Genomic DNA, 12,212 nt, shown 5'->3' on the forward strand with positions numbered 1-12,212 from the left:
CAACCCCCCTAAAGACTGTTTCCTACGTTACTGAAAGACTTACTCTCGATTATGACTTCCAACATCATGGAGTTGGGAGGGGCCGTTGCGTGACATCACCGGCAGTTTCCCTCCTAACTCCACACTCGTCCACTCAGAACGACTACTGGCAGACGAATAGCCGTATGAGGAACTTTCCGACTACAGAGAATATAGCTACTCTGCTCTACCAGAACTTGCTCTCACGCAGAGGGTGGAGAGGAGCGTGAATGACTTCACCAGCTTGCCACGCGGGATGGTTGACCATCCTCTTCAGCCTGTTTCTGTCCATCAGATAACCCCAGCGAAAGTCTGCCCTATCTAACAGGCGCTTCTCGGAGATCGACCCGAGTGGGTAAATAAGGGATAGACTACGCTACCATCCCTATGTGATCCCCTGAAGCTCCTCACGCTCGCAGGTGCGAACTTCCTCGGACTGTACTCCGTGTAGCCATAGGTTCAAATCAACGGTCGTGATACTGGTACGATTTATAAGTACCCCTACACCGTTCGGTGAATCCCAAGCGAGATGTGAGAGAACGGGCGCGACGGGATTTGAACCCGCGGCATCTTGGTCCGGAACCAAGGACTCTGTCCACTGAGCTACGCGCCCTCATCGAACCATACGGGGTCGTCGGTTTAGGCGTTGTGAAAGCCGCGCGCCTCAGGGCGTTTCGCGGGTTTCGAGCGTGAAGTCGGATTTCGGGTAGCTGACGCAGGTCAGCGCGTAGCCGTCCTCCAACTCCTCGGCTTCGAGCATCTGCTGGTTGTCGTGGATCAGGTAGTCCTCGGAGGGGCCGTCGGCGACGTGGCCGCCACACGAGAGACACTGGCCCTGTCGGCAGGCGTAGGGCATATCCCAACCCTGGTCCTCGCCGGCTTCGAGGAGGGTCTGGTTCTCGGGCACGTCGACGGTTTCGCCCTCCTTCGCGTACTCGACCGAGAACACCTCGGCCTCGTCGTCCGGGATCTCGCCGGGGCTCGACGGGGTTTCGCTCGTTTCACCCTCGGCGAGTTCGCCCTCGGCCTCGCCACCGCCGACCGCGCCGGCCGGAGCCGCCCCGCCGCCGATCGAGCGGTTCATCGGTTCGGGGAAGTCGGTCTCGGGGACGCTCGCCGCCCGCCGTTCGAGCACCGACTGGGAGATGTCGTCGGGGATCGGCCGGTCGGTGCCCGAGGAGAAGTGCAAGACAACCATCACGCCAACCAGCAGGAGTCCGATCGCGACACCGAGTACCTCGACCATGGCCGCGCTACGAAAGCACGGTATAATTAGCTGTTGTTTGTCCCGGTCGATCGTCGTGGTGGCCTACGGAAAGACCAGCACCGTCGCGCCCTCGACGTCGAGCACCTCGACGGTCTCGCCCGCCGCCCGGCGCTCCTCGATCACCTCGACCATCTCGGGGTCGAGCACCACCACTTCGCCGCCCGCGTCAAGTTCGATCTCGCCGTGCTCGCGCTTCTGACGGGCGATCTCGTCGGGGTCGGCGGCTTCGAGCGCGCCCACGACCGCGCCCGCTTGGTCGCGAAACTCGGGACCGATCTCGCTGTGGTCGGGGTCGACGGCCACGGGAGTCAACTCGACGTCGGGGTCGCCCGCGAGCACCTCAACCGGCGCGTTCACCGTCGCGGCGAGGTCGCCGGTCTCGAAGTCGGCCTCGTCGTCGGGGTAGACCTCGACGCGTTCGAGGTCGGTGTTGAGCGCCATCCCGGAGTCGGACTTCCAGGCCCGCACCGCGCTCGCGACCGCCGCGATCCGCTCGCCGCGCTTCTCCGCGGCTTCGTCGCCGTCGTCGAGGTCGGGCCACGCCGCGGCGTGAACGCTTCCCGTGGTGTTCGGGAGGTGACGGTAGGTCTCCTCGGCGAGGAACGGCGAGAACGGCGCGAGCATCCGGATCGAGGCCGACAGGGTGGTCGCGAGCGTCTCGCGGGCGGCCGCCCCTTCCTCGGGAGTGCCCTCGTAGAGCCGGCCCTTGATCAGCTCGACGTAGTCGTCGGCGAGGTCGTGCCAAACGAACTCCCGGAGGGTGCGGAGCGCCCGGTCGAAGCGGTAGTCGTCCATGTCGGCCGCGACGTCGTCGGCGACCCGCGCGCACTTCGAGCGGATCCAGCGGTCGGCGTCGGTGTAGGCCGGCTCCACCTCGTCGGACTCATCGAGGTGCTGGCTCGCGAACCGGGTGATGTTCCAGAGCTTCGTGAGGAAGCGCGACGCGCTCGTGACTTCCTTGGGCTGGAACTGAATGTCCGACCCGGGCTGGCCGCCGAGCGCGAGCGCCTGGCGGAAGGCGTCGGCCGAGTGCTCCTCGACGACCGCGTCCGGACTGACGGAGTTGTCCCGGGATTTGCTCATCTTGTTGCCGTCGGCTCCCAGCACCATCCCGTTGACCAGTGCCTCCTCCCACGGTTTCTCGCCTTCGAGCGCCGCGGTCCGGAGGATGGTGTAGAAGGCCCACGTCCGGATGATGTCGTGGCCCTGCTCGCGGAGCTGCACCGGCGTGAAGTCGGCCTCGGGCCACCCGGTGATGTAGAGCGGCGAGATGGACGAGTCCATCCAGGTGTCCATCACGTCGGTCTCGCCGGTCCACGCTTCCGCACCGCAGTCCGGACACGGCTCGTCCGGCGTCTCGCTCGTGGGTTCGACCGGCAGCTCGTCGGAGTCGGCGACGTGCCAGTGGCCACACCCCTCGCACGACCAGGCCGGGATCGGCGTCGCGAAGACGCGCTGGCGACTGATCACCCAGTCCCAGTCCATCCCCTCGGTCCACTCCTCAAGCCGGCCGTACATGTGTTCGGGGATCCACGACACCTCCTGGGCCTTCTCGATGATCTCCTCTTGGTCGACTCGGACGAACCACTGCTCCTTCGAGAGGATCTCGATCGGGGTGTCACACCGCCAGCACGCCCCCACCGACTGCTCGACCGGCTCCTCGTTCACCAGATAGCCCTCCTTCTGGAGCGCGGTGACGATCCGCTCCTTCGCCGCGTCGAGTTCGAGCCCGCCGAACTCCTCGACGCGCTCGTCGAGGCGGCCGTCCTCCGTCACGACGGGTCGAAGGTCGAGGTCGTAGGTCGCCCACCAGTCGACGTCCTGCTTGTCGCCGAAGGTCGAGATCATCACCGCGCCGGTCCCGAAGTCGCCGTCGACCTCCTCGTCGGCCACGAGTTCGACCTCCTGGCCGAAGATCGGGATCTCGAACGTCTCGCCAACGCGGTCGGCGTAGCGCTCGTCGTCCGGGCTGACCGCCACCCCGACGACGGCCGGGAGGAGTTCGGGTCGGGTGGTCGCGATCTCGATCCCGTCGCCCTCGACGCCGGGGAAGCGCACCGTCGAGAGGGTCCCCTCCGAGTCGATCGCCTCGACCTCGGCGTCGGCGATCGCGGTCTCGCAGCGCGGACACCAGTTCACCGGGTGTTCGTCGCGGTGGACGTAGCCATCGTCGTGCATCTCCACGAACGAGCGCTGAGTCGTCCCCCAGTACTCCGGGTCCATCGTCCGGAACTCCTGGTCCCAGTCCTGGGAGAAGCCGAGCTCCCCCATCATCTCCTTCATGCCCGCGATCTGGTCCTCCGTGTGCTCGATACACAGCTCGCGGAACTCCTCGCGCGGGACCTCCGTCCGATGGATGTCGTTGTTCTCCTCGACCTTCACCTCGGTCGGCAGTCCGTGGCAGTCCCAGCCCTGCGGGAACGAGACGTTCTCGCCGAGCATCCGGTGATACCGGGCGGCGAAATCCATGTAGCTCCACCCGAGCGCGTGGCCGATGTGGAGGTCGCCCGTCGGGTAGGGCGGCGGCGTGTCGATGACGTACTCGGTGTCGGAGCTCTCCTCCTCGTACTGATACAGGTCGGAATCGGTCCACGCCTCGCGCCACTTGGCTTCGAGGGCGGCCGGGTCGTAGGTCTCAGATAGCTCTGTCATTGGTGGATTTGGATGGTCGCGGCCCGATAATCGTACCGAAAACTCGCGCGGCGGTCAGCGACGTACTACCGACGGGGTCACGCTCATACCGATAGGTGGGTTCGTTCGGCGTATAAGCGTTCGCGTTCAGCGGACCGGACTTCGGATGTCGGCACTGTGTGTACGTGATCATCAACCATTACCGTCTGCGGCCCCAGTCGATCCCATGAGTACCCTGTTTCGCCTCCTCGTTGCGGCGTTCGTCTGCATCGCGCCGACCGCGCTGTTCCTCGGGCTCTGGCACGGCCTCCAGCGGATGCAGAACGGCGAACTCGTCGAACGCGTCGCCGCCAATCAGGGTGTGACCGTCGAGGACCTCGTTCCCGGGGCCAACCCCTACGCGACACGCGAGGTCGACCCGACCGACCAGTACGTGGTTCCGCCGGACCACGACCGACGGCCGTAGCGGCCGATCCGGGAACGGTTCGAGGACGGAGCCCCGCCGCGGGGATCACAATTCCTACCTTCACCCCCGGTGAGAGGCGACTATGCAACTCGGGGTTATCGGACTCGGGCGGATGGGACGGATCGTCGCCGACCGCGCGCTCGATGCGGGTCACGAGGTCGTCGCCTTCGACGTGGACGCGGAGGCCGTGGCGGCCGTCGCCGACGCGGGGGCCGACCCCGCCGACTCGCTCGCGGATCTCGTCGAGCAGTTGGGCGAGGAGAAGCGGATCTGGTTGATGGTGCCCGCGGGCGACGCCATCGACGCCGCGCTCGCGGACCTCGAACCCCACCTCGACGACGAGGACGTCGTGGTCGACGGCGGCAACTCCCACTTCGAGGACTCGACGCGCCGCGCGGAATCGACACCCGCGGCCTATCTCGACTGTGGAACCTCGGGCGGACCCGCGAGCGCGGAGGCCGGCTTCTCGCTCATGGTCGGCGGGCCGGCGTGGGCCTACGACGAACTCACGCCCGTCTTCGACGCGGTGGCGACCGGACCCGCGGGCCACGCGCGGATGGGGCCCGCCGGCTCGGGTCACTACGTCAAGATGGTCCACAACGGCGTCGAGTACGCGCTGATGGAAGCCTACGGCGAGGGGTTCGAACTCCTCGCGGACGGTCGCTACGACCTCGACCTCGAATCGGTCGCACGGACCTGGAACAACGGCGCGGTCATCCGGTCGTGGCTCCTCGAACTCTGCGAGGAGGCGTTCGCGGAGGAGGGCTCGGATCTGGGAACCGTCGCCGACCGTGTCGAGGGCGGCTCGACTGGGACCTGGACCGTCCAGGAGGCCCTGAGTCAAGAAATCCCGGTGCCGTTGATCTACACCGCGCTCGCCGAACGGTTCGGCTCGCGCGCCGCGAACGGCCGGTTCGCGCGCCGCCTCGCGAACCGACTCCGGTACGGGTTCGGTCGTCACGAGGTCGCTCGAAGCGAGTAAGCGAGCGAGAGCGACGGGAGCCGAACGGCTCGTCGCACCCACCGGCCGCCGAGGTGGGTGATACCAACGTTCATGCCCTCTCCGGCCCCAATTCCGGTGTGAGCAGGACTGCCGCCACGACCCCATCGAACGGGCCGGTCGTGCGCCTCACGGACGTCCGGAAGACCTACGACCTCGGCGGGACCGTCGAGGCGCTCGCCGGCGTCTCGCTCTCGCTGGCCGACGGGTCGTACACCGCGGTGATGGGGCCGAGCGGGTCGGGCAAGAGCACGTTGTTGAACCTCGTGGGGGCGCTCGACACGCCGACCGAGGGCACCGTGGAGGTCGCCGGCAACGACCTCGGTGCCGCCACCGACGACGAGCGCGCCGCGATCCGCGGCACCGAGATCGGCTTCGTCTTCCAGACCTTCAACCTCCTCCCCCGTTCCGACGCCGTCGAGAACGTCGCCCTCCCGCTGGTGTTCGCCGGCTGGTCGCGCGAGCGCCGCCACGAGCGTGCGACCGACCTCCTCGACCGAGTCGGCCTCGGCGACCGCCTCCACCACCGCCCGACGCAGCTCTCGGGTGGCCAGCGCCAGCGGGTCGCGATCGCCCGTGCGCTCGCGCCCGACCCCGCCGTCGTGCTCGCCGACGAACCGACCGGCAACGTCGACACCGAGACCGGCGCGGGGGTCATGAACCTCCTCGCGGCGGCGAACGACCGCGGGACGACGGTCCTGCTCGTGACGCACGCGCGGGAGATCGCCGAGCACGCCGACCGGATCGTCACCGTTCGCGACGGCCGCCGAGAGTCGACCGAGGAGCTCGGGGACCACACTACGACCCGGGCGCGGGACGCCTGATGGAGGTCGGCGAGACGCTCCGGATGGCGTCGCGGTCGGTGCGGTCGCACAAGCTCCGGTCGGCGCTCACGGTCGTCGGCGTCGTGATCGGGATCGCGTCGGTGGTGACGTTCGCGACGTTCGGCGCGAGCGTGAAGGCCGACATCGTGAGCGACGTGGGTTCGTCGAGCGCCAGCGATATCTACGCCCTTCCGACGGCAACGGACGACGACGGCGGCTTCGGTGGCGGTGTCGGCCAGCCGGTCTTCACCGCCCACGACGTCGCGCAGCTGCGGGCGATCGAGGGGGCTCGTGCGGCGGTCCCGCGCGGCAACGTTCCGGTCTCCGAACTCCGATTCGGGAACGACTCGGTCTCACAGAGACAGATCCTCGCCACCACGCCGCGGGCGTTCCCGGCGGATTCGGTGGTCGCGGGACGGGCGTTCCGCTCGGGGGCACGGGAGGTCGTGGTGAACCGCGCCGCGACCGGGACGTTCGATCGGAACGTCTCGGTTGGCGATAGCCTCACGATAACGCTGGCGAACGGGACGCGGAGCCGGGTCGCGGTCGTCGGGGTCGTCAACCGCACCGTCGGGGAGCTGCCGTTCACCTCGTTCGCGGGCGGCGCGCAGTTCTACGTGCCGGTCGAGCCCTTCTACCAGCAGACCGTCGAGAGCCCCGTTACGGGCGCGACTCAGCGTGCGTACCCGCAGGTCACGGTGGTCGCGGACCCCGCACGGATCGATGGGGTTCGGGAACGGGTTCGGACCTACCTCCGCGGCCCCTCCGACGCCGCCGAACTCGTCCCCGAGTCGGTCGAGCCGAGCGCCCAGACCAGCGGTGACTTCGTCGACCGGGTGGCGTCGATCATCGACCGCGTCACGCGGTTCGTCACCGGGATCGGGGTGATCGCGCTGGTGGTCGCCGCCGTCGGGATCGCCAACATCATGCTGGTGAGCGTGGCCGAACGGACCCGCGAGATCGGGATCATGAAGGCCGTCGGCGCGCGCAACCGCGACGTGATGGCGCTGTTTCTCACCGAAGCCACGCTGCTCGGCGTCGTCGGGGCCATCGTGGGGCTCCCGCTCGGTGTGGCCGTGGCCTATGGCGCGACGCTCTACGCCGAGGTGGCGTTCACTCCGGCCTACGGCTGGTTCGCCATCGCGGTCGCCGTCGGGATCCTGGTTGGGGTCCTCGCCGGGCTCTACCCCGCGTGGCGCGCCGCCCGGATCGACCCCATCGACGCGCTCAGGTACGAGTGAGGGGCGTTCGATCGCTCGCTGAAACGAGCCCCCTATGTGCGACGGGTGACGATCCCTCCGCATGTCTCCGTCATCCGACTCGACCGTCGACCTCCGGGAACTCTACGAACGGGCGCGGGCGGGTCGATACGGCTTCTTCGCGAGCAACGTCACCCACTTCGACGTCCTCGTCGGGCTGCTCGACGGAAGCGCCACCGCCGACGCCGATCTAGTCGTACAAGCGAGCCGCGAGGAGGCGGCCTTCTTCGGTGGCGGTGACCCCGCGGTCGGGCTGGAGGTCCTCGGTGCAGCCCTCGACTCGCTCGCCGAGCAGTACGGTATCGAGGCGTTCTGCAACGTCGACCACGTCCACCTCCCCGAGGAGGCGGAGTTCCTCGAAACCTGCCTCGACTCGGACGTCCCCGATTCGGTGATGGTCGACGCCTCCGACCGGCCGTTCGAGGAGAACGTCGAGTACACCGCCGGGACCGTCGAGCGGGCCGACGACGACCTGCTCGTCGAGGCCGAACTCGGTCGCATCGCGGGCGTCGAGGGCAGCACCGAGACGGCCGCCGACGAGGCGTTCTACACCGACCCCGAGACGGCCGTCGAGTTCGTCGAGCGCACGGGCTGTGACCTGCTCGCGGTCTCGATCGGCACACAACACGGCGTCGCGTCCGACCGGGACCTCGACGTGCGACCGGACCTCGCCGTGGCGATCGACGAGGCGCTCGTCGAGGCAGGGGAAGAGACCTTCCTCGTCGTGCACGGGGCCTCCGGCCTCGCGGACGAGCGGATCGAGGCGCTGCTCGACGCCGGGGTCTGCAAGTTCAACAAGAACACCCGCTACCAGTACGAGTTCGCCCGGACCGCCGCGGACTTCTACCACGACCACGCGGACGCCATCCGCCCGCCCGAGGGCGTCGCCGACGACCGCTCGAACTTCTTCGCCGAGAGCGACTGGTCACCGGAGAAGACGTTCTTCCACCCGCACGTCGTCTCGAACGCCGCCCGCGACCGCGTCGCGACGGTCATGAGCGACCTCTGTGAGGTGACGGGCACCGCCGGCGAGACGATGGCCGCGGGACGATGACCGAGGACGATCCCGTCCTGATCGGGATCGACGCCGGGCTGACCAACGTCACGGTGACGGCGTTCGACGGGACGGGCGACGACCTCGCGACCGCCTCCGAACCGACGCCGACGGTCGAGACGCCGACCGACCGGGACGAGCAGGACCACGACCGGCTCTGGGAGACCGTCGGCGAGACGGTCACAGCGGTGCTCGACGCGCCCGCGGTCACGCCGGCGGCGGTCGCCGGGGTCGGCGTCGCCGGTCACGGTCACGGTCTCTACGGGCTCGATAGCGACGGGGAACCCGTCTGTGGGATCAAATCGACCGACAGCCGGGCTATCGGTATCATCGACGAACAGCGCTCGGACGTGGCCGACGCGGTCGCCGACCGCCTCGGCTGGCAGCCGTTCGGTGCCGACCCGCTGAGCCTGCTCGTCTGGCTCGCCGAGCACGACCCGGCGACGTACGACCGGCTCGATACGGTACTCTTCGCGAAGGACGTGCTCACCCATCGCCTCACCGGCGAGCGGTCGACTGACCCCACTGAGGGGAGCGTCTTCTACGGTCCCGAGGGGGAGTACGATAGGGAAATTTTCGAACTGCTCGACGTCCCGGCAGCCTTCGAGACGCTGCCACCGGTGAAACCGAGCACCGGTTCCTGCGGGACGGTGACGAGCGAGGCCGCGGCCCGAACCGGGCTTCCCGAGGGGACACCGGTCGCCACGGGGTTCCACGACGTCGCGGCGTGTGCGCTCGGGGCCGGTCTCACCACACCCGGCGACGGCCTCGCGATCCTCGGCACGTGGGGCCAGAGCGTCGCGGTGCTCGACTCGCCGGCGGACGGGACCGGCGGCCTCCCGCGGCGCTACCTCGACGGCTGGATCCGGTACAAGGGGCTCAGGGCCGGCGCGGCCTGCGTCGAGTGGTTCACCGAGACCTACGGGGCCGACTGGCACCGGGAGGCGCGCGAACGGAACATCGATCCGCACACGGTCTACGAGGAGACGATCGCCGATGTCGACCCCGGTTCGAACGGCGTCGTCTTCCACCCGTTCCTCAACGGCTCGACGGACGACCCGACCGGCACGGGCGGGTTCTTCGGGCTCCGGATGGACCACACCGACGCGCAGATGCTCCGGTCGATCTACGAGGGCGTCGCGGTCGCACAGACGAATGCGCTCTCCGAGTTCGCACCGGAACTCGAATCGATCCGTCTCACGGGCGGCGGCGCACGAAGCGACGAGTGGGCGCGGATGTTCGCCGACATCGCCGGCCGGCCGGTGACGGTGCCCGCGGAGCGCGAGACCGGGGCACTCGGGGCGGCACTGTGCGGTGGCGTCGCCGCCGGCGTCTACCCCGACGTCGAGTGGGCGGTCGAGCGAACCGTCGAGCCGGCCCGCCGGTACGAACCGAACCCGGACGTCGAGGCGACCTATCGGACGCTGGCGACGGCGTTCTCACAGGCGGTCGACGGGATGCGCGCGCCGTGGGAAACGCTCAAGTCGCTTAGGGAGATGTCCCAACACGAAGAATGAACGTGTTGCTCTGCGGTGACCCACAACAGCCGAGCGAGTACATGTACGAAGCGCTCGGCCATCTCGAGGACCGAGGTCTGACGTTCGAGCGGATGGACTGGATGGGCGAGGCCTCCCCCGGCGAGTTCCGGAACGTGACGATGGACATGGAGTCGCTCGGCCCCGGGAGCTACGACACCGACGCCATCGCCGAGCGGCTCGACGGCATCGACGCCCTCGTCGTCCACAAGGCACCGGTCTCCCGCGACCTCATCGAGAGCGGCGACTCGCTCTCGATCGTCGGGGCCGCCCGCGGCGGGACGGAGAACGTCGATATCGACGCGGCCCACGAGCACGATATCACGGTCCTGCACGCGCCCGGCCGGAATCGCGACGCCGTCGCCGACTACGCGGTCTCGATGCTGCTCTCGCGGGTGCGCGAGATCCCGTTCAACCACGCCGACCTCTCGACCGGCGAGTGGAGCCAGGTGTTCGACCCCGACCAGTTACCTCCAGATATGCGAACCGCGACGGTCGGGATCGTCGGTTTCGGCCACATCGGCCGCGGCGTCGCCCGACGACTGGCGGGCTTCGAGACCGAGTGTCTGGTCTACGACCCGTTCGTCGCCGACGACGAGATCCGAGACGCGGGTTCCGAACCGGCCGACCTGCCCGACCTACTCGCCGCGGCCGACGCCGTGACCCTCCACGTCCGGCTCTCCGAGGACACCGCCGAGATGATCGGCGAGGAACAGTTCGCGCAGATGAACGACGAGGCGTACCTGGTCAACACCGCGCGGGGCGGGTTGGTCGACGAGGACGCGCTCGTCGACGCGCTCGTGGCGGACGAGATCGGCGGCGCGGCGCTCGACGTCTTCCAGGACGAGCCGTTGCCGGACGACCACCCGCTGCTCGACTTCGAGAACGTCGTCCTGACGCCGCACGTCGCCGGCTCGACCCGCGATGCCGTGCTCGGCGGCCCGCGGATCATCGCGACACAGCTCGAAGCACACCTCGACGACGAGACGCCCGAGCACGTCGTGCAGTGAACTGACCGGTTCGCGGCGACACAACGACGTTTCTCAGTCGACCCTGGCCTCGTCGCCCGCGAGGTCCTCGATTATCTGCATGACTCCGGAATTGTCGTCGCGGCCGCGGCCGGTGGTCTCCATCGCCTTGTAGAGTTCGTGGGCCACCGAGGTCTGGGGCATCGGCGAACCGAACGCCTCGCCGGCGTCGGTGGCGATCCGGAGGTCCTTGTATTGGTACGAGGCGAAGAAGCCGGGGTCGAATTTGCCTTGAATCATGTTGGGCGCACGGTTGTCGAGCGTCCAGCAGCCCGCCGCGCCCCCTGAGATGGCCTCGACGACGGCTTCGAGGTCCGCGCCCGCCTGGTGGGCGAACACCAGCGCCTCGCTCACCCCGACCATCTGGGCGGCGACCACGATCTGGTTGCAGGCCTTCGTCGTCTGACCCGCGCCGTTCGGCCCGCAGTGAGTCACGGTACTGCCCATCACCTCGAAGAGCTCCCGACAGTCCTCGAAGACCGACTCGTCGCCGCCGACCATGATCGAGAGCGTGCCCTCGATCGCGCCCTCCTCGCCACCCGAGATCGGCGCGTCGAGCATCGCCGCACCCTCCGCTCGGATCTCCTCGGCGAGCTCCTCGGTCACCGTCGGCGAGATGGTCGACATGTCCACGACGACCATCCCGTCTTCCAGCCCGTCGAGCACGCCCCCCTCCCCACGAACGATCTCCTCGACGACTGGCGAGTCGGGGAGACAGGTGATCACGACGTCCGCGCGCTCGGCGACCTCCTCGGGTGAGTCCGCGCCCTCGCCGCCGTAGGCTTCGAGATCCTCGACGGGTTCATCGGAGCGGTTGTGCCCCACGACGTCGTAGCCCGCGTCGACGAGGTTCTTCGCCATCGGTCCGCCCATGATGCCGAGGCCGACGAAGCCGACCGTTTCGGTTGACATAGCTCGGGAGTCTCGGGCAGGGGTCAAAACGATGCCGGCGAAACGGCTCAGAACCTATCGACGCCGAACGGTTCGAGCGCATCGGGAACGTCGGGGGCCGTAACGCAAGCATCTTCAACAGATACAGGAACTGAAGCTGAGATAGTGGTCGATGATCTATCTCTTGAGTCGACTATACAGATAGATGGCGATCAGCTCTGCGGTATGTTTAATCTCAT

General features: G+C 68.1%; 10 protein-coding genes and 1 tRNA gene. 7 read left to right on the top strand and 4 right to left on the bottom strand.

What is annotated here, in order from left to right; genetic code table 11:
* Positions 1 to 558 precede the first annotated feature (558 nt).
* From GT355_RS06600 to GT355_RS06610, 3 genes are all read right to left on the bottom strand, one after another.
* A tRNA-Arg gene (locus GT355_RS06600) sits at positions 559 to 631 on the bottom strand.
* A 51-nt stretch (positions 632 to 682) separates the two neighbouring features.
* The gene (locus GT355_RS06605) at positions 683 to 1,264 is read right to left on the bottom strand and encodes a 2Fe-2S iron-sulfur cluster-binding protein (RefSeq protein ID WP_160133865.1); all 582 of its coding nucleotides are present in this window, start codon (positions 1,262 to 1,264) and stop codon (positions 683 to 685) included.
* A 63-nt stretch (positions 1,265 to 1,327) separates the two neighbouring features.
* The gene (locus GT355_RS06610) at positions 1,328 to 3,937 is read right to left on the bottom strand and encodes a valine--tRNA ligase (RefSeq protein ID WP_160133866.1); all 2,610 of its coding nucleotides are present in this window, start codon (positions 3,935 to 3,937) and stop codon (positions 1,328 to 1,330) included.
* 205 nt (positions 3,938 to 4,142) lie between these two features.
* Between GT355_RS06610 and GT355_RS06615 the strand changes: the two genes are divergently transcribed.
* From GT355_RS06615 to GT355_RS06645, 7 genes are all read left to right on the top strand, one after another.
* Positions 4,143 to 4,382 (top strand): hypothetical protein, encoded by a 240-nt coding sequence (locus GT355_RS06615; protein WP_160133867.1) that lies wholly within the window; start codon positions 4,143 to 4,145, stop codon positions 4,380 to 4,382.
* Positions 4,383 to 4,464: 82 nt separating this feature from the next.
* Entirely contained in the window at positions 4,465 to 5,364 is a 900-nt protein-coding gene (gene gnd / locus GT355_RS06620) for a phosphogluconate dehydrogenase (NAD(+)-dependent, decarboxylating) (RefSeq protein WP_160133868.1), read from the top strand.
* Between the two features lie 98 nt (positions 5,365 to 5,462).
* Complete coding sequence (locus GT355_RS06625; protein ID WP_160133869.1) at positions 5,463 to 6,206, top strand: ABC transporter ATP-binding protein; 744 nt, start codon at positions 5,463 to 5,465, stop codon at positions 6,204 to 6,206.
* Complete coding sequence (locus GT355_RS06630) at positions 6,206 to 7,447, top strand: ABC transporter permease (RefSeq protein ID WP_160133870.1); 1,242 nt, start codon at positions 6,206 to 6,208, stop codon at positions 7,445 to 7,447. Before GT355_RS06625 ends, GT355_RS06630 begins: the two co-directional genes overlap by 1 nt.
* A gap of 61 nt (positions 7,448 to 7,508) precedes the next feature.
* Positions 7,509 to 8,519, top strand: coding sequence for a class II fructose-bisphosphate aldolase (gene fba, locus GT355_RS06635; RefSeq protein ID WP_160133871.1), 1,011 nt, complete (start codon positions 7,509 to 7,511; stop codon positions 8,517 to 8,519).
* Entirely contained in the window at positions 8,516 to 10,036 is a 1,521-nt protein-coding gene (locus GT355_RS06640) for an FGGY-family carbohydrate kinase (protein WP_160133872.1), read from the top strand. The genes fba and GT355_RS06640 overlap by 4 nt, the downstream gene beginning before the upstream one ends.
* On the top strand, positions 10,033 to 11,064 hold the full coding sequence (locus tag GT355_RS06645) for a 2-hydroxyacid dehydrogenase (RefSeq protein WP_160133873.1): 1,032 nt from the start codon (positions 10,033 to 10,035) through the stop codon (positions 11,062 to 11,064). The genes GT355_RS06640 and GT355_RS06645 overlap by 4 nt, the downstream gene beginning before the upstream one ends.
* A gap of 33 nt (positions 11,065 to 11,097) precedes the next feature.
* Here GT355_RS06645 and GT355_RS06650 read toward each other — a convergent pair whose 3' ends face one another.
* Positions 11,098 to 11,994, bottom strand: a complete 897-nt coding sequence (locus GT355_RS06650) for an NAD(P)-dependent oxidoreductase (protein ID WP_160133874.1) — start codon at positions 11,992 to 11,994, stop codon at positions 11,098 to 11,100.
* Between the last annotated feature and the right edge of the window lie 218 nt (positions 11,995 to 12,212).

This window comes from Halococcus salsus, from assembly GCF_009900715.1.
GTDB classification, from domain to species: Archaea; Halobacteriota; Halobacteria; order Halobacteriales; family Halococcaceae; genus Halococcus; species Halococcus salsus.

Coding starts and splice junctions, on each gene's coding strand:
- GT355_RS06605 (WP_160133865.1), bottom strand. CDS start 1,264: ATGGTCGAGGTACTCGGTGTCGCGATCGGACTCCTGCTGGTTGGCGTG.
- GT355_RS06610 (WP_160133866.1), bottom strand. CDS start 3,937: ATGACAGAGCTATCTGAGACCTACGACCCGGCCGCCCTCGAAGCCAAG.
- GT355_RS06615 (WP_160133867.1), top strand. CDS start 4,143: ATGAGTACCCTGTTTCGCCTCCTCGTTGCGGCGTTCGTCTGCATCGCG.
- gnd (WP_160133868.1), top strand. CDS start 4,465: ATGCAACTCGGGGTTATCGGACTCGGGCGGATGGGACGGATCGTCGCC.
- GT355_RS06630 (WP_160133870.1), top strand. CDS start 6,206: ATGGAGGTCGGCGAGACGCTCCGGATGGCGTCGCGGTCGGTGCGGTCG.
- fba (WP_160133871.1), top strand. CDS start 7,509: ATGTCTCCGTCATCCGACTCGACCGTCGACCTCCGGGAACTCTACGAA.
- GT355_RS06640 (WP_160133872.1), top strand. CDS start 8,516: ATGACCGAGGACGATCCCGTCCTGATCGGGATCGACGCCGGGCTGACC.
- GT355_RS06645 (WP_160133873.1), top strand. CDS start 10,033: ATGAACGTGTTGCTCTGCGGTGACCCACAACAGCCGAGCGAGTACATG.
- GT355_RS06650 (WP_160133874.1), bottom strand. CDS start 11,994: ATGTCAACCGAAACGGTCGGCTTCGTCGGCCTCGGCATCATGGGCGGA.